Genomic DNA, 25,417 nt, shown 5'->3' with positions numbered 1-25,417 from the left:
ACGATAAAATAATATCGCTTTAATGAGGAGATATTGCCGGGTTGCGTATATGATAAAATAGTATCGTTTAACTTCGAAAAACGATAATTTAATGCCGTTATGGCGAACGTAACCTCTCCTCTTCTGCCGGCCACCGAAGAGCTCCTGAAGGAATTTGGCGAGCGGTTGCGGATCGCGCGTCTACGGCGTCGTCTCCAGGCGAAAGAGGTGGCGCAACGCGCCGGGATGACAGAAGTGACTCTGCGACGCGTCGAACGTGGCCTGCCCGGCGTGACCATGGGGGCTTACCTGGCAGTTATGCAGGTACTCCAATTGCAGGAAGATGTAGCCGAGTGGGCAACACACGATCCGCTGGGGAGGGATTTGCAGGACGCTGAGTTACAACGCACAAGGCGTCCACGGCGGATTGTGGTCAAGACCACTCCTGGTAACGTCGTCGCATCGGGCAGGCAAGCGACTGTTCGCGTTCAGCAAGCCGCACAATCCACACAACTCTCCGACGCAAGCGAGGAAAAGGATAAGCAACCTGAGGGCGCGGAAAGCGTCAGTGCGACCGACTTGTTGAAAACGCTGGACCTGTCCGCCGTAAAGCTTTCCTCAAAGAAGCGCAAGGCATAGCGAGCGCGCGATGGCAAAAACTCCGGCAGGCAAGGCCAAATTCATCGCCGTCTATGCGGATTGGGGCCCCGGCAGCGATCCGTTCAGGCTGGGTACGTTGTGGCCGCATATGGCAAGGGGGCAAGAGACTTTCGCCTTTGAGTTTGATCCTGCCGCATTGAGCCGGCCGGAACTCGCTGCTTACCAGTTGGACCCACACCTGCTGTTGCACCCTGGTCCACAATACTGTCCGCACCGGATGGCGAACTTCGGCCTGTTTCTCGATTCTTCGCCAGACCGATGGGGCCGCATGCTCATGAAGCGTCGATTGGACCGGCAGCGACGTGCGCGACTCGTGCCGGAAGATGCGAGGCTTTTCGAATCCGACTATCTGCTGGGCGTTCATGACGCATATCGGGTGGGGGCGTTGCGCTTTCGCCTGAATGACGAAGGCAATTTTTTAGACAACAATCATGATCAGGCCGCGCCGCCATTCGTCCAGTTGCGTGCCCTCGAAGAAGCCAGTTTGAGCCTCGAGCGCAACCCGGACGATGATTCAGGCCGCGTCGACGAATGGCTGAGGATGCTCATTTCTCCCGGCGGTTCCTTAGGCGGCGCGCGCCCCAAAGCCAGCGTCGTCGATACGGCAGGCAATCTCTGGATCGCAAAATTCCCGAGTACGCGCGATAGCCGCGATATGGGTGCCTGGGAGCTAACCGTGCTCACGCTGGCCCAGGCCTGCGGCATCAACGTGCCGGAAGCGAAGGTGCAGAAATTCTCTTCTGACCATCACACCTTCCTCGTACGCCGCTTCGATCGCACCGATTTGCAGGAGCGGCTTCACTTTGCTTCCGCCATGACGCTGACCGGTCATAAGGACGGCGATGACGAGTCGACCGGCGTGAGTTATCTGGAGCTGGCACAGGTACTGATTCAGCACGGCGCCAATACAGATGCCGACCTGCGCGAGTTGTGGACCCGTATCGTCTTTAACATGCATGTGTCCAACACCGATGACCACTTGCGCAACCACGGCTTCCTGCTGAATCCCGCGCGGGGCTGGATGCTCTCGCCCATGTACGATGTCAACCCCATCCTCGATGGCGGCGCCGGCCTCAAGTTGAACGTCAACCGCGACAGCAATGAGTTGGATGTCGAGTTGGCGCTGAGCGTAGCGCACATCTACCGCCTGAATGCCAATGATGCGCGCGCGATAGTCGACCGCGTAAAGGCAGTCACCCGGCAATGGCGGAAAGTGGCGCAAGGACTGCGTTTGCCGCAGCGGGAAATCAACGACATGGCTTACGCGTTCCGTGTAGCCGACGCCTGAACATTGACGCCATCGAACCGTTCCTATTCGCGCAACGCGTCCCGGGCGCGGCTGGTCAGCATCCCGTCTATCGTTGCGTTGCGGTCCACGTTGTCCCTGGATTGAACGAACGCTGCCGGATCAGCGCAATGTCTTGTTCGTCAAGGTCAAACCATTCTCCATTGAAGTGGCTTCCCGACGATCTCGATCGGGTGTAGACGTTCTGGCGGAACGCGCGGATCGTGCGCCTCCGGGCAGGGCTTCTCTCGGTTCCAAGTCTGGAAAGGCCTCTGCGAACATCTGGTGCAATCCGTAGCCTACGACCTTGCAGCTTGCAACTGCCGGCGACCGTCATGATGCGCTCGACATAGCGCGAGTTGGTGCGCAGCCGCTCTTCAAGGGAGGTGATGCGCTGGTTCAACGCATCGATTTGCCGTGCTTGTTCCTTGATTCTTCGGGCCTGTGTTTGCGCCAGCGCCCACAAGGTATCGATCAGCACTTGCGCCTCTTCGAGGGTGCGCGCGCGGCGCCGCACCGCATTGCACTTGACTCCTGCAATTCCGCGCGGAGTGAACGATTACGCGTAATTCACGCCGATGTACTTCAGAGGCAGCCAACAATCTCTGTATATCAATCGTGACAGTGAACGAGATATCGATTTTTTCGAATCGTGATAGCAGAAGCAATCGGAAAAATGAGAATTACTTCCGGAACTATGGGGAATCGTATCTATCGAACTATATTTTTTGCAATGGAGAAGCTTAAATGGTCGAACACAATTCGAGAATCAACGCGTATCTGGTACCCGCGGCAGTTGCCGGATTACTTGTAGCATGCGGCGGTACCTCAGTTGAAGACGGGGCGGGATTGGTTACCGACACTTCACCGGCGACGCAATCGAATGTAAGCGTAGTATCCGGAACAACCGACAGTCCGCCGCAAGCAGCTCCCCCTGCATCTACTTCATCAGCAAACGCCAACTCGCCACAAGTTTCCAGCACTTCCTCCTTATCCCCAGCAACTCTTCCGGCATCAGATGGACCCGCCGGACAAGATTCCAGCGGTTACACGCTCACTTTTCACGACAGCTTCGACGCCGGCTTCGACCGCAGCGTCTGGAACACCGAGCGCACGGACGCCGATATTGCGGTAACTAATTACGCAGTAAAGGGCGGCGTGCTCAAGATCTGGCCTGAACGCGGGACGAACGGTGATTTTTTTGACCGCACATTCGATACCGACGGCCGCTTTTCGCAGAAATACGGATACTTCGAAATGGAAGCCAAGCTTCCCAAAGGTAAAGGTGTATGGCCAGCATTCTGGCTGCTTGGATATCAAGATGGCAGGCGTCCCGAGATTGATATTCTCGAAGCGTACCCCGGTGGAGCCGCTCCATGGGGGGCACCTGGCGGCGACGGCGTTCCCGTTCCAATGATGTACGCGCCAGTGGTGTGGAACGACCGCGGAGACCAGGCTGGCTACACAAAGGTTACAACGCCAGATATGTCTGCCGGGTTTCATCGTTATGGCCTCAAATGGGAACCCAATAGAATGACCTTCTACTTCGATGGCAAGGAAGTCTATTCGCTGCAGGCTTCGATTTCAGATCCGTTATTTCCTATACTGGACCTCTGGTTCGGAAGTGCCAGCGGCGAACCGGACGCCTCCACACCAACAGGTGAGTCCAACGCTTTTGAAATCAATTACGTAAAAGCGTGGCAGTTTAAATAGCCTGGTCATCCAGGCCAGGACCGCATGCTAAAGCACGGATTTACACCGCATATCCTGAATGCCAGGTAACAGGACAAGCTGCAGCCCGACAGGATCTTCCGGACAGGTGGTCAGCTTGCTTTTGCCGTCAGCCGGCTTGCCTCCTGCCAATGCCGTCGAGCGCCAGCAAGCGCTTGACGGCATTGGCGACGACTTGATTGAGCCGTCAATCCGCATTGCCTATCCCATGATGATGGGGAGTGGTGCAAGGCGGGTCGGGTCGCCCACTGCGTCCATCCCTTTTTTCCTTGATCCATTTCATTGCTTTCCCCCTCCCCCGGGTAGACAGTGTCATTGTGACCGCACACCAAAGGGAGGCATCATGAGCAAGCACGTCCTCTTGGTTCAAGCCCACCCGGATTCCAGCCAGCGGCATCTCTGCCACGCGCTGGCCGATGCCTATGCGGGTGGCGCGCTCGCCGCCGGGCATGAAGTCCGCCGCCTCGACATTTCCACGCTCGACTTTCCCCTCCTGCGCAGCCAGCGGGAATGGGAGCAGGGCGTGCTTCCGCCCGGCCTCGCCGATGCGCAGGCCGTGATCAAATGGGCCGGGCACATCGTGTTCCTGTTTCCGCTGTGGCTCGGCGACATGCCGGCCTTGCTGAAAGCCTTCCTCGAGCAGGTCGCGCGACCAGGCTTTGCGTTTACCGGAGAGAGGAATGCGTTCACGCGCAAGGGACTGACCGGCCGTTCGGCGCGCGTGGTCGTCACCATGGGCATGCCGGCTGCGGTCTACCGCTGGTACTTCCGCGCGCACAGCATCAAATCGCTGGAACGCAACATCCTCGGCTTCGTCGGCATCGCGCCCGTCCACGAATCGCTGGTCGGCAGTGTGGGCAACATGACGGAGAAGGATGCCGGCAAGTGGTTCGCGCGGATGGACAAGCTCGGCAGGCTCGCCTCCTGAAGAAAGGAATGACCATGAATGAGCAAACCAAGGCAGGCACGCGCAGCCTCTGGATGCGCGCGCTGTTCATGCTGCTGATGATGCTGGCCTATCAGGTATCGGTCACGCTGTTGTTCATCCTGGCGGTGATCCAGTTCCTGATCGTGCTGCTGAACGATGCACCGAACGCGCGGCTGATGGACTTCGGCCGCAGCGTCGGCACTTATCTAAAGCAGGTCGTGCAATTCCTTGCCTTCGCGACCGAGGAGGCGCCGTTCCCGTTCAGCGACTGGCCGGCAGGTTGACAATGTGCCGGGGAAAGGCGGCTGGTAGAATCGAGCAACACCCCGTTGCACCTTAGGTACGCATCATGCCGCCAACCACTTCAAGCCGCCTGCCCGCATGGGCGAAGCATCCGACGCTGCGCCGCAGTGCAGCAATCCTGGCCGGCGCGGTGTTCGCGTACGGCGTCGCCGGCTTTTTCATCCTGCCCGGTGTCATCCGCTCGCAGGCCGAAGCGACGATTGCCGAGAAGCTCCAGCGCGAGGCAAGCATCGGCGCGGTGGAGGTCAACCCGTATGCATTGACGCTGACGCTGCGCGATGTCAAGGTGCGGGAGCGAAAGAGTGAAGAGGTCTTCGCCTCGTTCGATCTGCTGCACGTCAATCTCTCATCGGAATCGCTGCTCCGGCTGGCACCGGTCGTCCGTGAGGTCCGTCTCTCCGCGCCCTATGTGCACCTGGCGCGCACGGCGCCGCACCGCTACAACATCGACGACATCGTCGAACTGGTCGCCAGCCAGCCGCCCTCCGACGAACCCGCGCGCTTCGCAGTCAACAATATCCAGATCGACGGCGGCCGCATTGCTTTCGACGACCGGCCTGCAAAAGCGTCGCATGCCGTCACCGACATCGCGCTCGGCATTCCCTTCGTCTCGTCGCTGCCCTCGCAGGTCGACATCTTTGTCGAGCCGCTGCTGCGCGCGAAAGTCAACGGTGCGCCGTTCGAGTTCAAGGGCAAGGCGCGTCCCTTCGCCGATCCGGCCGATGCAGTGGTGGATCTCAAGCTCGACGGCCTCGACCTGACGCGCTACATCGAATACCTTCCCGTCAAGCCGCAGGCGCGCATCTCGGGTGCGAAGCTGGACTTGAATCTCACTGCCCGCTTCCGCCAGGGAGGCGAGGGGCAGGCGCTGCTATTGCAGGGCGATGCCGCGCTGAAATCGCTGCAGGTCGCCGACACGGCGGGAAAACCGGTCCTGCGCTTGCAGGAACTGGCTGTGGCGCTGAACGAGGCGGACGTCTTCGGCGGCCGGGTCGACCTGTCGCGTATCCGCGTCGACGGCTTGCAGGCGGACGTAACGCGCGCGCCTGATGGCCGGCTCAATCTTGCCAGCCTCGTGCCGCCGCCGGAATCTGCTCCCGCGCCGCAGAAAACAGCGGACAAGCCGCTCGCGCTCAAGGTGATGCTCGGCGAACTGGCCGTGCGCGACGCTGCCTTGCGCTATACGGACGAACATTCCGCGCATCCCATGCGTATTTCTGCTGGCAAGCTCGACCTCGCGCTGCGCAAGCTTGCGGTGGACACCGGCAAGCAGAGCGTCGATATCGGCGAGATTGCTTCCGCAAGTGCCGACGTCCTGGTCAACCGCAACCTTCCGGTGGCATCCGGTGTGATGCGGAAATCCGAGCCGAAGCAAGAGGCTGCCGAACAAGGCAAGGGTTACGCCGTCAACGTAGCCCGCGCGGGCATCAGCAACTGGTCCATCCGCGTGGAAGACCAGGGCGCGCGCGAACCGGTCGTCACCACGGTGGCGCCGGTCAACCTGGCGATGGAAGGCCTGTCGACCGCGCCGGCATCGCGTGCCCGCTTGGACCTCAAGGCCGGCGTCAACAAGTCGGGACAGATGGCGGTAAACGGCGCCGTCGGCCTGTCGCCGCTGCATGCCGACCTTGCACTCGACATCAAGGCGGTCGACATCCTGCCCCTGCAACCTTTCGTCACGGCGAAGGTCAACCTGCGCGCCACCAGCGCCAACCTGTCGTCGAAGGGGCGGGTGCAGATCGATGAGGAGAAGGACGGCAAGCTGCGCGGCGGCTTCAAGGGCGATGTCACGCTCGGCAACCTGGCGACGGTGGACAAGGCGGGCAACAACGACTTCCTGCGCTGGAAGTCGCTGCATGCCGGCGGCGTCGACGTGCGCCTCGAACCGCTCGCCGTCTCGGTCGACCAGCTGGCGCTCGCCGACTTCTTCGCGCGTGTGATCATCGATCCGAGCGGACGCATCAACCTGCAGGACATCGTGCGCGGCGATGCCGAAGCAGGCGCTGCGCCGAAGGCCGACAATGGCGGACGCGCATCGGCCATGCCTCCGGTCACCATCAAGCGCGTGAGCTTGCAGGGCGGCCGCGTGCGCTTCACCGACAACTTCATCAAGCCGAACTATTCCGCCAGCCTGTCGCAGTTCGGCGGCGTGGTGTCCGGCCTGTCGTCCGATCCGGCCAGCCGCGCCGATGTCGATCTGCGCGGCGAGGTGAACGGCGCGCCGCTCGCGGTCGGCGGCCGCATCAACCCGCTGCGCGGCGATCTCTTCCTCGATATCAAGGCCAACGTGCGCGGCATGGAACTGGCGCCGCTGTCCGCCTATTCCGGCAAGTATGTCGGCTACGGCATCGAAAAGGGCAAGCTCTCCTTCGAGGTCGGCTACCAGGTCGACAACCGCAAGCTCAGCGCCGAGAACCGCCTGATCCTCGAACAGCTCACTTTCGGCGACAAGGTGGAAAGCCCGGAAGCCACCAGCCTGCCGGTGCGTTTCGCGGTGGCGCTGCTCGCCGACCGCAACGGCGTCATCGACCTCAACCTGCCGATCGCGGGCTCGCTCGACGATCCGCAATTCTCCATCGGCGCAATCATCTTCAAGATCATCGGCAACACCATTGCCAAGGCGATCACGCAGCCCTTCGCCCTGCTCGGTTCGTTGTTCGGCGGCGGGGCGGAACTGTCGAACATGGCTTTCGAGCCGGGACGCGCGTCCATTACCGCCGCCGGCGAGGAGAAGCTGCGCTCGCTCGCCAAGGCGCTGGCCGAACGTCCCGGCCTGCGGCTTGACATCGGCGGCCGCGTCGATCCGGAAGCGGACCGCGAGGGGATGAAGCATGTGTCGGTCGAGCGCAAGGTGCGCGCGCTGAAAATGCGCGACCTGCGCGCGAAGGGTGTCGAGGTCGAACCGGGCAGCGTCACCGTCAGCCGCGAGGAATATCCGGGCCTGCTGCTGCGCGCCTACCGCGACGAGAAGTTCCCGAAGCCGCGCAATGTGCTCGGCCTGCCGAAGGACTTGCCGGTCGAGGAAATGGAAAAACTGATGACCGCCAATGCCGACGTCGACGAGGACGACCTGCTGTCGCTCGGCAACCAGCGCGCGCAGGCGGTGAAGAACTGGCTGCAGAAGAATGGGCAGGTGCCGGTGGAGCGGATGTTCATTGTGGCGGCCAAGGTGGACGGCTCGGGTGAACGCGGCACGCCGGCGAGCAGGGTGGATTTCTCGCTCAAATAGCAGAGTGCGCCGCAGCCTTGCCAAAGCCGACGCGGCGGTCAGTGGTGTTTTCATGCATCGCAGCATCATCCCGGGGACCGCATTTGGGTGCAGCGCGCTGCGGTTCGTCTCATTTCGGCCATTCTGAGCGCGGCAGGAAATTTCCATGCGGAAATTTCGGTATCATATTTATTCGCCGGTCCCATTTGCATCGTCCCCCCTTCTCTTCTCATGCCGCATTTGTCGTCCTTGCAACGCGTGCTCGTTGTGCCGTTCCTGTTGCTGGTACTTGCCCTGGCAGGGGTGATCTATTGGGCGTCGTACCGGTCGAGCGAATATGCCGGCAGGGAGTTTTCGCAGACGGTCCTGCTGCACATGGTGGAGCGCGTCACCAGCGAAACCGAGAATCAATTGACCGGCGCCCGGGTTGCGCTCAATACGGTGGCACCGAATCCGGTTTATTCGCCCGCCGATTACACGACGGCCCCGATGCTGGTCCCGCACAGGCTTGATGAACTGGAGCGGCAGCTCTGGGTCGCCACGGGATTCTTCCCGGCCGTGAACAATTACGTCTACTTTGGCGGCGCCGACGGCAGCTTTGTCGGCATCATGCGCAAGCTGGACATGATCGAACTCCGGCTGCGAAAGCCTGGTGCTTCCGTCCGCGATGTCTTCAGCGTTGCCGCGCCCGGCAAGCGTCTCGGACTGCTGCGATTCGATGATTACGATCCGCGCACGCGCCCCTGGTACAAGACCGCGGTCACGAACGGCCGCGAGAGCTGGTCGCCGGTCTATACCGACTTCACCACGCGCGAACCGACGTTGACCCTCTCCAAGCCTGCCTATGGCAAGGACGAGCAGCTTGTCGGCGTCGCGGCCACCGACCTGTCCCTGAGTCAGTTGACGGAGTTTTTCAAGTCGCTGTCGGTCAGCCGCAACGGCGTCGCTTTCGTGGTCGAGCGTTCAGGCGCCATCATTGCCACCTCCACCAGCGAACTGCCCTACAGGATGCAGGACGATGCCCTTGTCCGGCTCACCGCCGAGCAGAGCGCTTCGCCCCTGCTCCGGCAAGCGTGGGAGCAGGTCAAGGCGTGGCAGGCAAACGGTGAGCGCCTCGAGACGCCGGTCTCGCGCGAATTCGACAACGAAGGCGGTACCATCCAGGTGGGCGCGACCTTGCTGCGCGATCCCATCGGCCTGGAATGGATTTCCATCGTCGCCATTCCGCGCGCCGATTTCATCGGCAATGTATCCACGGTGTTCTATCAAAGCATCGCGATTGCGTTTCTCGCCGTGCTGGTCCTGCTCGCCATGGGCGCCGCGCTGTTGCACTGGGTGCTGACCGACATTCGCAAGCTCACTGCGGCGGCCGAAAGCATCGGCCTGGGACGGCCCCTCGAACCGCTCGACATCCGGCGTGCCGATGAAATCGGACTGCTTGCGAAGAGCTTGCAGGAGATGGAGCGCAACCTGCGGACCGACAGGCTGACCGGCGTGCTGAACCGCCAGTCCCTCGTCTCTCGAATAGAGTTCCGGGCGCGCACCGCGACGGAGATTCAGCCACTGCGCTTCGCCCTCCTGTTTGTCGACCTGGATTTCTTCAAGCAGGTCAACGACCAGCATGGCCACGATGCCGGCGACAGGGTGCTGGCCGAAATCGCATCGCGGCTGAAGAGCGCACTACGCTCCGACGACGAAGTTGCGCGTTTCGGCGGGGACGAGTTCGTGGTCTACCTGCACGGCATGCTCTCCATCGACGATATCGGCGCCGTGCGGACCAAACTCCTGCAGGCGATCCAGGCGCCCATCGCATTGCCCTCGGGCGCGATGGTGAGCGTCGGCGCGTCTATCGGCTGGGCCCAGTATCCGGAAGATGGGCTGGACGTCGATGAGCTGCTGAAGGTGGCGGACCATCGCATGTTCGAACGGAAGAAGGCCCGCGCGGCCGGATGATCCATCCTGCGCAAAGAATCTCTTGACCTTGCAAGCCATCTTGATGAAGCGCATGCCTGCGCCGGGTAAGATGGTTTCACCGACGGTCTCGATACGAGGTGACGATCATGGGATGGCTAAGACCCAATGCAGAACAGCTCCTGCTCGGCCAGTTGCTGGTCAGGCAACGCCTGATCACCGAAGAGCAGCTTGCCGAAGCGATCGCGCTGCAGAAGGAGACGGGAAAGCGGCTGGGCGAAATCCTCGCGGGCGCAAACCTTCTCACCCAGGAACACATCCAGCGCGCGCTGAAGAAGCAGCGCGACCTGCGGCTGATCGCAGCCTTCGCCACCGCGATGTTTGCGCCGCTGGAGGCGTTGGCTGCTGCGCCGGTGCCGCCGGTCGAATCGGTGCAGGCAGTGACCGTGCACGAACTGTCGGACGACGACCTGCAAGCGGTCTCCGCCGCAGGCCTGCCCGAATTCGTGCGCGAACTCTACCTCGACAAGTCGAAAGGCAGCGGCATCGACCACCTCCGCGCGCTGGCGAGCGTGGTGAATCCCGTGCTGCACTTCCTCGATGCCGACGTCACCGTCAAGGGCATTACCTACGAAGCCTCCAGCGCACAGGCCATGGTGGATGCGGACGGATCGATCCGGCTCAGCATGCCCAGCACCATCGAGGAAATCTCGATGGAAAACATCCGCGTCAAGGGCGACAAGTCCGGCGCCAGCTTCGGCAGCATCAGCATGAAGAATATCGACCTCACCGGCACGACCATCACGCTGTCCGTGAAGAAGTAGGCGCGGGAAGGATCAGAACAGGTTCAAGCCCTTCAGCATCACCAGCAGGATCAGCAGCGGCGACACATAGCGCAGCAGGAAGAACACTACTCCGGCCAGCTTTTCGTTCCCGAGACTACCCTCGTTCGACAGCGCCCGGCGCAGCTGGCCGGAACCCCACACCCATCCCGTGAACAGCGCGATGAAGATGCCGCCCGCCGGCAGGATGAGATTCGACGAGACGAAGTCGAACAGGTCGAACATGTTCAGCCCGAACAGCTTGAAGCCGGACAGCGTGCTGTTGGTCAGCGCGCAGGTCGAACCGGTCAGCGCGAGCAATCCCAGCGTGGTCGCAGTCGCCTTGCGCCGCGACAGGCCGAAGCGTTCCTGGAGGATCAGGACCGGCACCTCCATCAGTGACAGCGTCGCCCCCGTGGCGGCAATCGCGGTGAGGACAAAGAACACCACCATCAGCGCCTGGCCCATCGGGATCTGCGAAAACACGGCGGGAATGGTGATGAACACCAGCGCCGGACCGGCGGCAGGCTCAAACCCGAAGGTGAACACGGCGGGGAAGATGGCAATGCCCGCCAGCAGGGAAACGCAGAGATCGGCCGACATGACGCGGAACGCGGTTGCCGGGATGTCCTGGTCGTCGCGGAAATAGCTTCCGTACGTCATCATCGTTCCCATGCCGATCGACAGCTTGAAGAAGGCGAGACCGAGCGCGGTCAGGACCGTCGCCGCAGTCAGCTTGCTGAAGTCGGGATTGAACAGGAAGGCGAGTCCCTCCACCGCCTTGTCGAGCGACAGGCTGACCGCGCACAGCAGCACCAGCAGCAGGAACAGCAGGGGCATGAGCTTTTTCGTCAATGCCTCGATGCCCTTGGCCACGCCCAGCAGCAGGATGCCGCCCATGGTCGCGAGGACGACCCACTGCCACACGAGCGATTGCACGGGATCGGTGATGAGCGAGCCGAACGCCGCCTCCGTCACCGCGCGGTCGCTGCTGAGCACCGAACCCGAGATCGCCTTGACGATGTAGGCGAATACCCAGGCGACCACTTCCGAATAGAAGGACAGGATCAGGAAGGACGCCACCATGCCGGCCGCGCCGATCAGCCACCACGGCTGTCGTGCGGGAGCCAGCGCCAGCAGCGCACTGACGGGATTGGCCTTGGCTTTTCGGCCGAGGGCGATTTCAGCAATCATCACCGGCAGCGCGACCAGCAGCGTAGCGACCAGGTACACCAGCAGGAAGCTGGCGCCGCCGTTGGCGCCGGTCAGGTAAGGGAATTTCCAGATGTTGCCGAGGCCGACTGCGGAGCCGAGGGTCGCGGCGAGAACGCCGAAGCCGGAGCTGAATCCGTCGCGATTTGCATGGGGGTGTTGTTGGGACATGACGATTGCCTGAGATGACTTTTGCTTACGCCTTGGCGGCTTCTTCCTGCGCGATGCAGGCGGCGGCGGTGAACAGCACGTCGCTGGAGGAGTTGAGCGCCGTTTCAGCGGAATCCTGCAGCACGCCGATGATGAAACCAACGGCCACGACCTGCATCGCGGTGTCGGAGGAAATGCCGAACAGGCTGCACGCCAGCGGAATGAGGAGCAGCGATCCGCCCGCCACGCCCGACGCGCCGCACGCGCAAATCGATGCCACGACGCTCAGCAGGATTGCGGTCGGCACGTCCACGCTGATGCCCAGGGTGTGGACCGCGGCGAGCGTCAGGACGGTAATCGTGATTGCCGCGCCGGCCATGTTGATGGTGGCGCCGAGCGGGATCGACACCGAGTAGGTGTCTTCATGCAGCCCGAGGCGCTTGCTCAGTTCCAGGTTCACCGGGATGTTGGCCGCCGAGCTGCGCGTGAAAAAGGCGGTGATGCCGCTTTCGCGCAGGCAGGTCAGCACCAGCGGATACGGGTTGCGGCGGATCTTCCACCAGACGATGGCCGGATTGACCGCCAGTGCGATGAACAGCATGCTGCCGAGCAGCACCGCGAGCAGGTGGACATAGCCGAGCAGCGCGCCAAGGCCTGCCTCGGCGAAGGTCGCGGCGACGAGGCCGAAAATGCCGAAAGGCGCAAAGCGGATCACTGCCTTCACGATGAGCGAGACGCCGTCCGACAGGTCGCTGAACACCACGCGCGTCGTGTTGCTGGCATGACGGATCGTGATGCCGAGAGCAATCGCCCAGACCAGGATGCCGATGAAGTTGCCTTTCAGGAGCGCGTTGACCGGATTGTCCACTGCGCTGGTCAGCAGCGAATGCAACACCTCCACGATGCTGCCGGGAGCGGTCGCGGCCTTGTCGACGGCGGTCAGCACCAGCGTCGACGGGAACACGAAGCTGGCAATCACCGCGACCACGGCCGCCGAGAAAGTACCGATCAGGTAAAGCATGAGGATCGGGCGAAGATGGGTTTGCTGGCCAGGCTGGTGGTTGGCGATCGACGCCGTCACGAGGACGAACACCAGCACGGGAGCAACGGCCTTCAGCGCGGAGATGAACACATTGCCAAGGAAACCGGCGGACAAGGCCGCTGCGGGCGACAGTTGCGAAAGGACGATTCCGGCGACGAGGCCGATGACGATCTGCGTAACGAGGCCCATGCGGTTGAGCAGGCCGAATACTGGAGCGGTGAGGGTGGTTGCCATGTGTACGTGTAGCGTTAAGTGACTGTAATGAATAAACGACAACAACCGGCGGGATGCGCCGGTCGAAGCGTGGAGTGCGAAGGGAATCTTGCGGTGACGATTTGATAAAAGTTGGCAGGGCCCCGGGATTGCCGGTCCGATGCAGGATTTCTTTCCTCGGTAAAGGATCGCGCGTGACTTTACCACGCGTTGCCTGAACGCATGTTTGATGTGACGCATGGAAATCTGGAATGCGACAGACGGGGGAGCTCAGGGAGTCAAGTGGTTAAGGTCCGCGCATATAATGCCTAATGCATTATTAGGAAATCCAAGTCCGGCTCGCGGTGTTCGCTAGCGACGCCAGACCGATGCAGAATTTCGCCGCCAATTGGCTATTCCAGAGAAGCTGGCGTGAATACAACATCCCGAACGGATAGTCTGATGCAAAGCTCAAAGAAAAAATCGGCGCGCCTGAAGTGGCATCACGTTTACCTTTTTTTGGCGGCGTTCAACCTGCTCACGGTGTCCGCGGGGTTGTACCTGACGGACAAGATCATGTCGATCTATGGACAGTCGATCGACATCAACAAGATCTGGGCCGCGCGAGCCGCCGACTATGCTCGTCTCGGAGAATTGGCCGGCGCGGTCAACGCACCCGGCAACGATGTATTCGATACGCGCAAGGTTGCCGAAGAATCAGCCAGGATGCGGGCTGCTTTGCTCGTATTCGACAAACAAGTCGCTAGCTATCGCGCGGAATTGCAAAGCGGCGTGGAGCAATCGGAATCAGGTCCGCTGCTGGAGCACCTCGACAACGTAAGTGCCGCGATGCGTCAGATGATCGATGAAGCGGAATCGATCTTTGCCCATTTTCGGGCGGGACACCCCGATTTGGCGGGCGAACGCATGGCGACCATGGATCGCAAGTACGCCGCGCTGAATGCATCACTCGCGCACCTGGGCAAGGCGGTTGATGACATCCAGCGAAAGAACTTCGAGCGCCAGACCGCGGCCGCTAACAGTCTCAAGGAATACGAATACGCCTTGGCGGCACTGGTCGGATTGATGGTCGTCGGCGCGGCTTATTACGGCTACCGGCTCGCACGCCAGAATCAGCAGGATACCGAGGAAAAGCTGCGGCATCTCGCCGCCCTGGCTGAAGCAGAACAAGCGCTGCGCGGGGTGGCCGCGACCGAGGCGGCCAATCTCGTCCTGCAGAGGAACGAGCGCCACTTGCGGCTGCTCAAGGACATCAGTGAGCAAACGAGCGCGGCCGAGGACGTCGAGGCCGTACTGCGCTGCAGCCTGGCCACGATTTGCGATTTCACCGGATGGGTCGTCGGCCATGCATGGGTGAGGGCCAGGGAGGATCGACGATGGGAATCGAGCGGAATCTGGGTCGTGAAAGACGGCGAGAAGTACATGCGCTTCCAGGCTGCGTCCGGCGCAACCAGGTACGCGGCTGATTCCGAGGGGATGGTCGGTCGCGTGATCGGAACCGTGCAAGCCGTTTGGATGGCAGATGCGGATCAGGAATGGCCCGCCGATCGCCGGCAGGCGATGCTCGATGCGGGCATCCGCCCGGCATGCGCATTTCCGATACTGGTCGATCGCGAGATCGACGCCGTATTGGAATTTTTTTCTGCCGAAGGCAATCCGCCCGATGCGCATTTTCTGGACTTTTTGGATCAGGCCGGCAGTTTGCTCGGGGCCGCGATACGGCGCAAGCGCGATGCAGCGGAACTCAGAAAGCTTGCGGTGATCATCCAGCAAAGCGACAGTGCCATCGTCATCACCAACCCGGAACGCCGCGTCGAGTGGGTCAATCCGGGTTTCACCGCGATGACCGGCTATACGCTGCAGGAAGCGATTGGCTGTAAACCGGCCGAATTGCTGCAGGGTCATGAAACCGACAGCGCGACGATAGAGCGCGTCCGCGAAGCGCTCGACGCCTGCCGCAACGTCGAGGCCGACATGATCAATTATGGCAAGTCGGGGCGCCGGTTCTGGGTGCGCATGCGTATCCAGCCGATCTTCGACGGCGCCGGAAAGCTTGAACGCTTCGTGGCGATCGAGCAAGACATCACCGAACGCAAGCAGGCCGAAGAAGCGTTGCGCGAAAAAGAAGAGGAACTCCGTTCGGTGGTCGATAACCTGGTCGACGGCGTGATCAGCATCGATGCACGCGGCATCGTGCGCTCTTACAATGCAAGCGCCGAGCGGATCTTCGGCTACAGCGCCGCCGAGGTGGTCGGCGGCAACGTCAACCTGCTCGTCCCGGAGCCGCATCATAGTGCGCACGACGGTTACCTGGAGCGTTATCAGCATAGCGGCGAACGGCGTATCGTCGGCATCGGGCGTGAAGTCGAGGGGCGGCACAAGGATGGACGGCTGATCCCGATCGACCTGGCGGTGAGCAGCTACCAAATCAAGGGAGGCCACTATTTCACCGGCATCTTGCGCGATATCACCGAGCGCCGGCGCTTCACCGAGGAATTGCAGCGTGCGCAGCAGGAGGCGGAGCAGGCCAACATGGCCAAGTCGGCTTTTTTGGCGACCATGAGCCACGAGATCCGTACCCCGATGAACGGGGTGGTCGGCATGATCGACGTGTTGTACCAGACCGAGCTGGACGCCGATCAGCGGGAAATGATCGATACCGCACGCGACTCGGCGTTTTCGCTGCTTGGCATCATCGACGACGTGCTCGACTTTTCCAAGATCGAGGCTGGCAAGCTGGAATTGGAACAAGTGCCGGTATCGATTGCCAAGATGGTCGAAGGCGTGTCCGAGACCTTGTTGCCTGTTGCCTATAAAAAGCGGGTCGAGTTGATCGTTTTCTGCGACCCGCGCATTCCCGATAACGTGGGTGCTGACCCGGTCCGGTTGCGGCAGGTACTGTTCAACCTGGCCGGCAACGCCGTCAAGTTCAGCGGTGCTGAAACCGAAAGCGGCAAGCTGGGCCGGGTGACCATACGGGCCGATTTGATTGAGGCGTGCGTGGATACTGTCCGCATCCGCTTGCAAGTCGCGGATCAGGGAATCGGCATGAGCGAGGAAGCGGTCGCAAAGCTCTTCCTGCCTTTTACCCAGGCAGAAAGTTCGACGACCCGCCGCTTCGGCGGTACCGGGCTCGGACTGTCGATCTGCGCCCGCCTGGTTGAATTGATGGGCGGATCGATTGCCGTGCAAAGCGCGCTCGGCCATGGATCCTCGTTCAGCGTCGAACTCGATTTCATGCGAATTCCGGGCGCGACCGCTCCGACCCAGCCGTTCGATCTGCGGGACTTGAGCGTCGTGATGCTGACCGACACTGATTTACGCGAAATCCTGGTCGGCTACCTGGAACACAGCGGAGTTCGCGTCTTGCAGGCGCAAGGCCCGGAAGAGGCGTTGGCACAAGCGGCGGCCATCTCGGCCAGCGGTGTTCCGCCAGTCATCCTGCTGGTGGACGCCGGCAGCGACGACTCGCAGGTGGCGCGGCTGCGCGCCCAATTCGCTGCCAATCCCGGAATGAACACACGCTTTGTGGTCGTCGAACGCGGCCGGCGTCGCACCGTGCGTCTGGGCGGTGTGGACAGCGTCGTTGTCGACGCCAACGCCATGCGCCGCGGGGCGCTATTGCGGGCGGTCGCGGTAGCTGCCGGTCGCGCTTCGCCGGAGCGTGAAGCGGCTGCTGAAGAAACGCTGATACCTGCGACACCGCGTCTCTCGGTTCCCGATGCCGAAGCAGCCGGGTGCCTGATCCTGGTCGCGGAAGACAACAAGACCAATCAGAAGGTCATCCTGCGACAATTGAGTCTGCTTGGTTACACTGCCGAGATTGCCGACAATGGCCAGCAAGCGTTCGACATGTGGCGCCGCACGCGCTACGGGCTGGTTCTTAGCGACTGCCATATGCCGGAAATGGACGGCTTCGAGTTCACTGCCGCGATACGCCACGAGGAGCGGAGCGGCGTCCGGCACACTCCGGTGATTGCGATCACCGCCAATGCATTGAAAGGCGAGGATGAGCGCTGCCGCGCGGCCGGCATGGACGATTATCTGGCCAAGCCGGTTCAATTGACCGCGTTGCGAGACATGCTGATGAAATGGATGCCGGTCGCCGCACCCGTGTCCCGCGATCAGGCGCCTGATGCCATGGCTGTACCAACGGCCGCCACGATGACGGCAGTCGATCCCGGCATTTTGAAGGAGATCGTCGGCGACGATCCGGCCGTGATCGCCGAGTTTCTTGATGATTTCCGCGCCACGGCCAGGGAATCCGTTGCCGAGATCGAGGCTGCGTTCGCGACACGCGCCGCCCAAGGGATCGGAGCCGTCGCACACCGGCTGAAGTCGTCTGCCCGAACCGTCGGTGCTAATTACATGGCCGACCTCTGCCAATTGCTCGAAGATGCAGGGAGGACATCCGACTGGACAGCGATCGAGGACGCGATGCCGCGTTTGGCTCCGGCATTCGCAGCTGTGGACGATTTTATCGGCACCTACACGGCCGAACAGGGATAGGAGAGACGAAAAATGCTTCCACAATCGCAAGCGATCAGATTCCTGGTGCTGGACGATGATGCAATCATGCGCAAATTGATCGCTCGCGGTCTCAATACTCTTGGGCATCACAACATCTTGGCCTGCAGCAGCGGCATCGACACCTTGCAACTACTTAGCCGCGACGCTGCGCCGGCGGAAGTCATCCTGTGCGATCTCAACATGCCGGAGATGGACGGGATTGAGTTCCTGCGCAATCTGGCGGCCCTCGGCTATGGCGGCGGCATCATTCTCATCAGTGGCGAGGACCGGCGCATCCTGCATACTGCGGAGGCGCTCGCCAAGGCGCATCGTCTGGCGATCATGGGGTATCTGGAGAAGCCGGTCAGACCCGAACAGTTGCGAGTGATCCTGGCAGGCTGGCCGATGCAAGTGCCGAGCGCCGAAGCGGCAATGCAACCGGATTGCACCGCCGAGGATATCGAGCGCGGCCTCGCCGCCGGCGAATTCATCGCCTATTTTCAACCGAAGGTGGAACTGGTCAGCGGCTGGGTGGCCGGGGTGGAGGCGTTAGTCCGCTGGCGCCACCCCGTGCACGGAATGATCGCGCCGGAAAAATTCATCGGCATCGCGGAACAGCATGGCCTTATCGGCGAATTGACAACCCGGATGCTGTCCGAATCGCTGCGCCAGGCGCAAGTTTGGCGCAGCGCTGGCCTTGCCCTGAAAGTCGCGGTCAACGTGTCGATGGACGATCTGGTGCGGCTGGATTTCCCGGAACGGGTGGCGAACGCAGCAGCGGCCGCCGGGATTCCCCCTTTCGACCTTTCGCTGGAAGTGACGGAAAGCCGGCTGATGCGCGATCCGGTCGCGCCGCTTGATATCCTGACCCGCCTGCGTCTCAAGCGGGTGGAGCTGTCGATCGACGATTTCGGCACCGGTTATTCGAGCCTGGCACAACTGAACGGCATTCCTTTCGACGAACTCAAGATCGACCGCAGTTTCGTACAGGACGCTGCTAACAATCCCGCCGCCCAGACCATACTGGAGGCGAGCGTCGGCCTGGGAAAAAAGCTCAACATGCGCGTGGTGGCGGAAGGGGTGGAAACCAGAGCCGATTGGGATCGCGTGTCCGCGCTCGGCTGCGATCTGGCGCAAGGGTATTTCATCGCTCGCCCGATGCCAGGCGATGCCCTGCCTGACTGGCTGAAAAACTGGCGGTCGCCTTAGGTTGCCTCTGACAGCCTGCAGCGCGGTTCGGACGTGTGTCTATGGGATCCGGCGTGCCTGCGTGTGCGTTTGTTCCCAGATACTGCGCCTGCCAGGCACTGCCTACGAAGGAACCACGGCCAGCCAATCCTCGCGCAACACGCTGCGCAATTCCAGCAGGCGATTGATGTTCAGCTGGCTTAGCGCATGTCCCTGCGCCAGCAGTAAAGCGCCATCGATCGTTCGGACCGGCTGGGCCAATTGCATGCCGGGTTCCAACTGGCTCAGTGCGACTCGCGATGCCGTGTGTCCATCGTCTGCCGGAGGCGCGGACGGTGCGCAGATTTCCCTGGCCGGATCAAGTGCGGCCGCTGCGGATGCGGGCGGAGTCTCGACGGTCAGCAGCGTGGTGCCGATGGATTGATAGGCCAGGGGCGCACGCATGACCACGCGCTCGCTCACGGCCTGCATGATCTTTTCCGCGACGCTGACCGGCTTCATCGGCTTGACCAGAAAGCCGTTGACGTCCAATGCCATTGCGATGCCCAGCACCTCGGTATTGGAAAATGACGTCAGCACGATAACGCGCGTGTCGCTCGGTGCAGCAGTCGATCCGGCACGCAGGCGACGCAGCAATTCAAGGCCATTCATCCCCGGCATCTGGACGTCGGTGATCACCAGATCGAATTGCGCGTCCCGCATTGCCGCCATGGCAGCCTCGCCGCTGGGCGTTTCGGTGACATGCGCAATCCGCAAGCCGTCGAGGACGCGGCGCACCACCTTGCGCGAGAAAGGATCATCGTCGACGACCAGTATCTTGATACTGCGTAGATGTTCGGAGTCAATATCGGTCATTCTTGCCGTTCATGGTGGATTGTTGATTGCGCGGTATGCGTTCGATCCTGTCTGGTCCAGCCACATCTTCGGCACCTGTATTTAGGCCAAGTACACAATCGCGAAAGATGCATTAGACGTGAGCCGCCGGATGACACTTCTTCTCACCCAGTTTCCTTTTCCAAGTCTTGTAGACGAAGCTTGCTGCAAGGGTCAATATCGACAAACGTTACGCCAATGCGAAATGTGTTTCCACGTAACTCGCAGTATGCGACCGTTCCCAAAGCATTCAGCCTTTGCAAGTGGGAGTTGCGTCGCGGTTCAATAGCCAGCATGTAACGACGGCCAAAAGTGAGCGATTGCGCCAAATAGATTCCTACACCGGAAGTTGAGATATCGTGAACATCTGCAACGACATCACTTCCGTCATCAGCCAAAATCCGGCACGCGGCGTCGATTTCAAATCGCGCCGTATTTCGTCTATCTGTCCACAGGTTGACCACGTCTCTCGTTTCCATGGGGAAATAGTATCGAATAACTTGCAGCTAATTCCTTGTCTTGGGTCAAGTATGCGCAAGGGAGTTGACAGTTACATTCCACGTCGCAAGACGGCTTATGGCGGTAAGCGCCCACCGTCCCGAGCACCCACCAGCCCTGCACCAGACCTCGACCTTCTGCTATTTCAAGCGCATCGTCGACTTCGGTGCCAAGTTGTCTCACCGTACCCACCCGCGCCCGCCAGGGGGGCTTTCCTGCCGGGCATTCAACCCGACGTGCAAGACTTTCGACGCCAAGATTGTCATTACACCCGTATCCCAATAAACTTTCCGCTGAAAAACATTTACCTCAACCAAAGACGGGCTGCCACGGCGCGCTGTGCCGGCCTGTCCGATTATCTGGACAACCCCAATGAAAGAATCCTTTTTCCCCCAATGGCGCCTGCGGCAAAGCACCAACGACGGCCAGGGGCCGGTGATCGGCATCGATGAGCGGCTGCCGTGGCCGCAGACGATCGCGATGGGGCTGCAACATGTGGTTGCGATGTTCGGCGCCACCGTGCTGGCGCCGCTGCTGATGGGCTTCGATCCCAACCTCGCGATTTTCATGTCGGGCATCGGCACGCTGCTCTTTTTCGTGTTCGTCGGCGGCCGGGTGCCGAGCTACCTGGGCTCGAGCTTCGCGTTCATCGGCCTGGTGATCCTGGTGTCCGGCTACGGCGGCCAGGGGCCGAACGCCAACATGGGCGTGGCGCTCGGCGGCATCATCGCCTGCGGTGCGGTGTACGCGCTGATCGGCCTGCTGGTGGCGGCGGTCGGCACCGGCTGGATTGAAAAGCTGATGCCGCCGGTGGTCACCGGCGCGGTCGTCGCGGTGATCGGCCTGAACCTCGCGCCCATCGCCGTGAAAGGCGTCATGGGCAACAACTTCGATGCGTGGATGGCGCTGCTGACGGTGTTGTGCGTGGGCGGCGTCGCCGTGTTCACCCGCGGCATGGCGCAGCGGCTGCTGATCCTGATCGGCCTGCTGCTCGCCTACGTCATTTACGCGGTGCTGACCAATGGCATGGGCCTGGGCAAACCGATCGATTTCACCACGGTCGCCAATGCCGCGTGGTTCGGCGTGCCGCAGTTCGTGTCGCCGGTGTTCCGCGCCGATGCGATGGCCTTGCTGGCGCCGGTCGCGGTGATCCTGGTCGCGGAAAACCTCGGCCACATCAAGGCCGTCAGCGCAATGACCGGCCAGAACCTCGACCGTTACATGGGCCGTGCCTTCATCGGCGACGGCGTTGCCACGATGCTGTCCGGCAGCGTCGGTGGCACCGGCGTGACCACCTATGCGGAAAACATCGGCGTGATGGCGGTGACGCGTATCTATTCGACGCTGGTGTTCGTGGTCGCGGCCGTGGTTGCGCTGGTGCTCGGCTTCTCGCCGAAATTCGGCGCGGTCATCCAGACCATTCCCGGCGCGGTGCTGGGCGGCGTGTCGATCGTCGTGTTCGGCCTGATCGCGGTGGCGGGCGCGCGCATCTGGGTGGAGAACAAGGTCGACTTTGCCAACAACCGGAACCTGATCGTGGCAGCGGTGACGCTGGTGCTCGGCGCCGGCGATTTCACGCTGAAGCTGGGGCAGTTCGCGCTCGGCGGCATCGGGACCGCGACGTTTGGCGCGATCCTGCTGCATGCGTTGCTGTCGCTGCGGAAGGATGAGACGGAGTGAGGTCTGGCGGGCCGGGCTTTCTTCGGGAGCCCGGCCTTATTTTTTCAGCGCCGTGCCCTTCAATGAACGGCTGACGTTGCGCCCCTCATCGCGCAGGTTCTCCAGCAGGAATTCCACCAGCACGCGCACCCGGTGCGGCATGTGCCGGTTGGCGGCATACAGGAGCGTGAACGGCCGCGACGCGCCGCCGAAAGGCCGCAGCACTTCCACCAATGTTCCCTTCGCAAGGTCGTCGGCGACGATGAAGCGGTAAGTCTGAACCAGCCCCATGCCGCCACGAGCGACCGTGGCGAGCCCCAGCACATCGTCGGTGATGCATACCGAACCGTTCGTGTGCACGTCGGCCATTTCTCCATCCACGCGCAGCACCCAGGGCATGGGCTGGCCCGTGATCGGACGTTCGAACTGGATGCATTCGTGCCGCTTGAGGTCGTCCAGCGTCTTCGGCGTCCCCTTGCGCTTCAGGTAGGCGGGCGAGCCGACGATCACGAGTTCGCCGTCCTCGATCGGCCGCGCGACCAGGCCCGAGTCGGGCGGATTGCGTGCGCGGATCGCAAGGTCGATGCCGTCGGCCACGAGGTCGGCATTCTGGTTGGTCAGCTGGATCTCCAGCCTGACCTGCGGATACTTCTGCCGGAAGCGCGACAGGATGGGCAGCACGCGGAAATGTCCATAGGACGTCGGCAGGCTGATGCGCACCAGTCCTGCCGCCACCATCTGTTCGCCGGTCAACTCCCGCTCCGCCTCGACGAGCTGCCCCAGCGCCTGCCGGCATTGCTCGTAGTAGGCGCGGCCCCTGTCCGTCAGCCGCACGCTGCGGGTGGAGCGTACGAACAGTTGCACGCCGAGCCGCTCCTCCAGCCGCGATACCGACCGGCTCACCGCCGCCTGCGTCACGCCCGCCTGCGTCGCGGCAGCGGTGAAGCTCTGCAGTTCCGCCGTCTTGCAGAAGAGCTCGATGCTGCCCAGCATCAGGCTGTCGAAATGTCGGCCCATGTTATTACGCGATGTAATGAATGTTGTGCCTGATTCTATATTTATCTTCGTTGGGCGGGTAAATAAGATGCGCTTACCGGTTAACGCAACCACTCAACGGGAGAACATCATGCGCAAGAACATCGTCATCGTTTATCACAGCGGCTACGGCCATACCCACAAGATCGCGGAGTCCGTGGCCGAAGGCAGCGGCGGCGCGCTGCTGCCGATCGACGCCGAAGGCAACCTGCCGGAAGACGGCTGGGACAGGCTGGCGCGCGCGGACGCCATCATCTTCGGCTCGCCCACCTACATGGGCAATGTGAGCTGGCAGTTCAAGAAATTCGCCGACGCCTCGTCGAAGGTGTGGGGCGCGCAGGGCTGGAAGGACAAGCTGGGCGCGGCCTTCACCAACTCGGCCTCGGTCGCCGGCGACAAGCAGACCACGCTGTACACCCTCTTCACGCTGGCGCAGCAGCACGGCATGCTATGGGCGGGCACGGGCATGATGCCCAGTAATGCGAAGGCGTCCACGCGCGACGATGTCAACTACCTGTCGTCGTTCGCGGGGCTGGCCACCGCCACGCCGTCGGATGCTTCGGTGGATGAAATGGTGCAGGGCGACCTGCGCACTGCGGTGCTGTTCGGCAAGCGCGTGCGTGCCGCTGCCGAACGGCTCTCCTGAAGCGCGTGCCATGACTGACCATGAGGCAGTGCTCATCGCGGTCGATACGTATTGCCAGGGCGTGTTCCGCGGCGATGTCGGCCTGCTGCGTTCGGTGTTCCACCCGAAGGCGGCGCTCTTTGCCGAAGTGCGCGGACAGCCTTATTACAAACCGCTGGAGGAATACCTCGCCGTGGTGGCGAACCGCCAGTCGCCCGAGGCGCTGGGCGAGCCGTACCGGATGAAGCCGCTTGCCGTCGAAGTGACGCACGAGATCGCCTTCGCGAAAGTGCATTGCCCGATGCTCGGCTTCCACTATACCGACTACCTGTCCTTCGTACGGGAAGCGGGCAGGTGGCGGATCGTCAGCAAGGTCTTCACCGACGTCCCGCGATAGGAGAACCAGCCATGCAATCCCAGGAACATGTCCTCTACGAGGAAAGGGACGGCATCGCCGTCATCACGCTGAACAGGCCCGATGCGCTCAATGCCATCAATGTCGCCATGCTGCAGCGGCTGGACCGTCTGCTCGATGCCGTGGGCGGGCGCGATGCGATCGGCGCCGTGATACTGACAGGCACCGGCAAAGCGTTCTCGGCGGGAGCGGACATCAAGTATCTGCATGCATCGACGCCCATGCAGGTACGGGACTTCGCGCATCTCGCCGTGCGCGTCACCGGCAGGATCGAGCATCTCGGAAAACCGGTTGTCGCCGCGCTGAACGGATTGACGTTCGGTGGCGGACTGGAGCTGGCGGAAGCATGCGCGATCCGTGTGGCGGCAAGTAATGCACAACTCGGCCATCCGGAGGTGCGCATCGGCGCGGTGGCGGGATTCGGCGGCACCACGCGCCTTGCGCGGCTGATCGGGAAGGGGCGCGCGGCGGAAATGCTCCTGCGCGGCCGGACCATCGATGCGGAGGAGGCGCTGCGCATCGGCCTCGTGCAGGCAGTGACGGTGCCCGAAGGCCTGATGGCCGAAGCCGAGTCCTTCACCCGGGACATCCTTGCGCAATCACCCGGTGCGGTGCGCCTGACCTGGGAGGCATTGCACCGCGGGCTCAACATGACGCTGGAGGAGTCGGCCGCGCTGGGCGCCGATTTCTTCGGCCTGGCCGCGGCCACCGAAGACTTCCGCATCGGCACGAGGGCCTTTGTCGACAAGACGCGGCCCGCGTGGACGGGGAAGTGAGGTCACACCTTCTTGACGAACTCCGACTTCAGGCTCATGGAGCCGAAACCATCGATCTTGCAGTCGATGTCATGGTCGCTGTCGACGAGGCGGATGTTCTTGACCTTGGTGCCCATCTTGACGACGCCGCCGCCGCCTTTCAGCTTCAGGTCCTTGATCACGGTCACGGTGTCGCCGTCCTGCAGCACATTGCCCGCGGCATCGCGGTACACCTTCTTGCCTTCTTCCGGCGACTCGGCGGCGGCCTGTGCCGGCCATTCATGCGCGCATTCAGGGCAGATGAACTGACCGCTATCCTCGTAAGTGAATTCGGAGTGGCATTTGGGGCAGGGGGGGAGGGCGCTCATGGAGAAATCCGGGGGATGGGTAAAGGACGCAAGTATACTTGCTCGGCAA

General features: G+C 61.9%; 22 protein-coding genes. 15 read left to right on the top strand and 7 right to left on the bottom strand.

Going from position 1 to position 25,417, the window contains the following annotated elements:
* Positions 1–99 precede the first annotated feature (99 nt).
* Together AC3WOY_RS11455 and AC3WOY_RS11450 are read left to right on the top strand one after the other, a co-directional pair.
* On the top strand, positions 100–618 hold the full coding sequence (locus AC3WOY_RS11455; RefSeq protein WP_492423794.1) for a helix-turn-helix domain-containing protein: 519 nt from the start codon (positions 100–102) through the stop codon (positions 616–618).
* 10 nt (positions 619–628) lie between these two features.
* The gene (locus tag AC3WOY_RS11450) at positions 629–1,927 is read left to right on the top strand and encodes a type II toxin-antitoxin system HipA family toxin (RefSeq protein WP_492423792.1); all 1,299 of its coding nucleotides are present in this window, start codon (positions 629–631) and stop codon (positions 1,925–1,927) included.
* 67 nt (positions 1,928–1,994) lie between these two features.
* On the opposite strand, the gene AC3WOY_RS11445 is transcribed toward AC3WOY_RS11450, so the two are convergent.
* Positions 1,995–2,405, bottom strand: coding sequence for a hypothetical protein (locus AC3WOY_RS11445; protein WP_492423790.1), 411 nt, complete (start codon positions 2,403–2,405; stop codon positions 1,995–1,997).
* A gap of 266 nt (positions 2,406–2,671) precedes the next feature.
* On the opposite strand from AC3WOY_RS11445, the gene AC3WOY_RS11440 reads away from it, so the two are divergent.
* From AC3WOY_RS11440 to AC3WOY_RS11415, 6 genes are all read left to right on the top strand, one after another.
* On the top strand, positions 2,672–3,637 hold the full coding sequence (locus AC3WOY_RS11440; RefSeq protein ID WP_492423788.1) for a glycoside hydrolase family 16 protein: 966 nt from the start codon (positions 2,672–2,674) through the stop codon (positions 3,635–3,637).
* Between the two features lie 358 nt (positions 3,638–3,995).
* Entirely contained in the window at positions 3,996–4,583 is a 588-nt protein-coding gene (locus tag AC3WOY_RS11435; RefSeq protein ID WP_492429269.1) for an NAD(P)H-dependent oxidoreductase, read from the top strand.
* 14 nt (positions 4,584–4,597) lie between these two features.
* Positions 4,598–4,867: a DUF4389 domain-containing protein gene (locus tag AC3WOY_RS11430; RefSeq protein WP_492423786.1), complete on the top strand. Its 270-nt coding sequence runs from the start codon at positions 4,598–4,600 to the stop codon at positions 4,865–4,867.
* A gap of 65 nt (positions 4,868–4,932) precedes the next feature.
* The gene (locus AC3WOY_RS11425; protein WP_492423784.1) at positions 4,933–8,115 is read left to right on the top strand and encodes a DUF748 domain-containing protein; all 3,183 of its coding nucleotides are present in this window, start codon (positions 4,933–4,935) and stop codon (positions 8,113–8,115) included.
* A gap of 237 nt (positions 8,116–8,352) precedes the next feature.
* Positions 8,353–10,047 carry a diguanylate cyclase gene (locus AC3WOY_RS11420; protein ID WP_492429267.1) on the top strand — a complete coding sequence of 565 codons (1,695 nt, stop codon included), beginning with the start codon at positions 8,353–8,355 and terminating at the stop codon, positions 10,045–10,047.
* A 107-nt stretch (positions 10,048–10,154) separates the two neighbouring features.
* The gene (locus AC3WOY_RS11415) at positions 10,155–10,829 is read left to right on the top strand and encodes a cyclic di-GMP-binding domain-containing protein, MshE-related (RefSeq protein ID WP_492423782.1); all 675 of its coding nucleotides are present in this window, start codon (positions 10,155–10,157) and stop codon (positions 10,827–10,829) included.
* A 12-nt stretch (positions 10,830–10,841) separates the two neighbouring features.
* Here AC3WOY_RS11415 and AC3WOY_RS11410 read toward each other — a convergent pair whose 3' ends face one another.
* Both AC3WOY_RS11410 and sstT read right to left on the bottom strand, forming a co-directional pair.
* A complete protein-coding gene (locus tag AC3WOY_RS11410; RefSeq protein ID WP_492423780.1) occupies positions 10,842–12,209 on the bottom strand; it encodes a sodium-dependent transporter in 1,368 nt (455 codons plus the stop codon).
* Positions 12,210–12,234: 25 nt separating this feature from the next.
* Positions 12,235–13,464 carry a serine/threonine transporter SstT gene (sstT, locus tag AC3WOY_RS11405; protein ID WP_492423778.1) on the bottom strand — a complete coding sequence of 410 codons (1,230 nt, stop codon included), beginning with the start codon at positions 13,462–13,464 and terminating at the stop codon, positions 12,235–12,237.
* A gap of 420 nt (positions 13,465–13,884) precedes the next feature.
* Between sstT and AC3WOY_RS11400 the strand changes: the two genes are divergently transcribed.
* Both AC3WOY_RS11400 and AC3WOY_RS11395 read left to right on the top strand, forming a co-directional pair.
* Positions 13,885–17,952 carry a PAS domain S-box protein gene (locus tag AC3WOY_RS11400; protein WP_492423776.1) on the top strand — a complete coding sequence of 1,356 codons (4,068 nt, stop codon included), beginning with the start codon at positions 13,885–13,887 and terminating at the stop codon, positions 17,950–17,952.
* A gap of 12 nt (positions 17,953–17,964) precedes the next feature.
* Positions 17,965–19,161 carry an EAL domain-containing protein gene (locus tag AC3WOY_RS11395; protein WP_492423774.1) on the top strand — a complete coding sequence of 399 codons (1,197 nt, stop codon included), beginning with the start codon at positions 17,965–17,967 and terminating at the stop codon, positions 19,159–19,161.
* 102 nt (positions 19,162–19,263) lie between these two features.
* Here AC3WOY_RS11395 and AC3WOY_RS11390 read toward each other — a convergent pair whose 3' ends face one another.
* Both AC3WOY_RS11390 and AC3WOY_RS11385 read right to left on the bottom strand, forming a co-directional pair.
* Complete coding sequence (locus AC3WOY_RS11390) at positions 19,264–19,995, bottom strand: response regulator (RefSeq protein WP_492423772.1); 732 nt, start codon at positions 19,993–19,995, stop codon at positions 19,264–19,266.
* Positions 19,996–20,138: 143 nt separating this feature from the next.
* Positions 20,139–20,477 (bottom strand): PilZ domain-containing protein, encoded by a 339-nt coding sequence (locus tag AC3WOY_RS11385; RefSeq protein WP_492423770.1) that lies wholly within the window; start codon positions 20,475–20,477, stop codon positions 20,139–20,141.
* Between the two features lie 112 nt (positions 20,478–20,589).
* Between AC3WOY_RS11385 and AC3WOY_RS11380 the strand changes: the two genes are divergently transcribed.
* Together AC3WOY_RS11380 and AC3WOY_RS11375 are read left to right on the top strand one after the other, a co-directional pair.
* Positions 20,590–20,796, top strand: a complete 207-nt coding sequence (locus tag AC3WOY_RS11380) for a hypothetical protein (protein WP_492423768.1) — start codon at positions 20,590–20,592, stop codon at positions 20,794–20,796.
* An 87-nt stretch (positions 20,797–20,883) separates the two neighbouring features.
* Positions 20,884–22,191: a solute carrier family 23 protein gene (locus AC3WOY_RS11375; RefSeq protein WP_492423766.1), complete on the top strand. Its 1,308-nt coding sequence runs from the start codon at positions 20,884–20,886 to the stop codon at positions 22,189–22,191.
* Between the two features lie 36 nt (positions 22,192–22,227).
* Here the strand turns inward: AC3WOY_RS11375 and AC3WOY_RS11370 are convergent, their stop codons facing one another.
* A complete protein-coding gene (locus AC3WOY_RS11370; protein WP_492423764.1) occupies positions 22,228–23,187 on the bottom strand; it encodes a LysR family transcriptional regulator in 960 nt (319 codons plus the stop codon).
* Between the two features lie 109 nt (positions 23,188–23,296).
* Here AC3WOY_RS11370 and AC3WOY_RS11365 point away from each other — a divergent pair, with 109 nt between their 5' ends.
* Genes AC3WOY_RS11365 through AC3WOY_RS11355 form a run of 3 tightly spaced genes read left to right on the top strand, consistent with a single transcriptional unit; the run spans position 23,297 to position 25,021 of the window.
* Positions 23,297–23,851 carry a flavodoxin family protein gene (locus AC3WOY_RS11365; RefSeq protein ID WP_492423762.1) on the top strand — a complete coding sequence of 185 codons (555 nt, stop codon included), beginning with the start codon at positions 23,297–23,299 and terminating at the stop codon, positions 23,849–23,851.
* A gap of 10 nt (positions 23,852–23,861) precedes the next feature.
* Positions 23,862–24,227, top strand: a complete 366-nt coding sequence (locus AC3WOY_RS11360) for a nuclear transport factor 2 family protein (protein ID WP_492423760.1) — start codon at positions 23,862–23,864, stop codon at positions 24,225–24,227.
* Between the two features lie 11 nt (positions 24,228–24,238).
* Positions 24,239–25,021 (top strand): enoyl-CoA hydratase/isomerase family protein, encoded by a 783-nt coding sequence (locus tag AC3WOY_RS11355; protein WP_492423758.1) that lies wholly within the window; start codon positions 24,239–24,241, stop codon positions 25,019–25,021.
* Between the two features lie 2 nt (positions 25,022–25,023).
* Here AC3WOY_RS11355 and AC3WOY_RS11350 read toward each other — a convergent pair whose 3' ends face one another.
* Positions 25,024–25,368, bottom strand: a complete 345-nt coding sequence (locus tag AC3WOY_RS11350) for a zinc ribbon domain-containing protein YjdM (protein WP_492423756.1) — start codon at positions 25,366–25,368, stop codon at positions 25,024–25,026.
* Positions 25,369–25,417: the final 49 nt, after the last annotated feature.

The sequence above is a fragment of the Noviherbaspirillum sp. FW303-A3 genome, assembly GCF_058788695.1.
The sequence above is the reverse complement of the archived record's forward strand: the minus strand, read 5'-3'. Positions and strand labels throughout refer to the sequence as shown.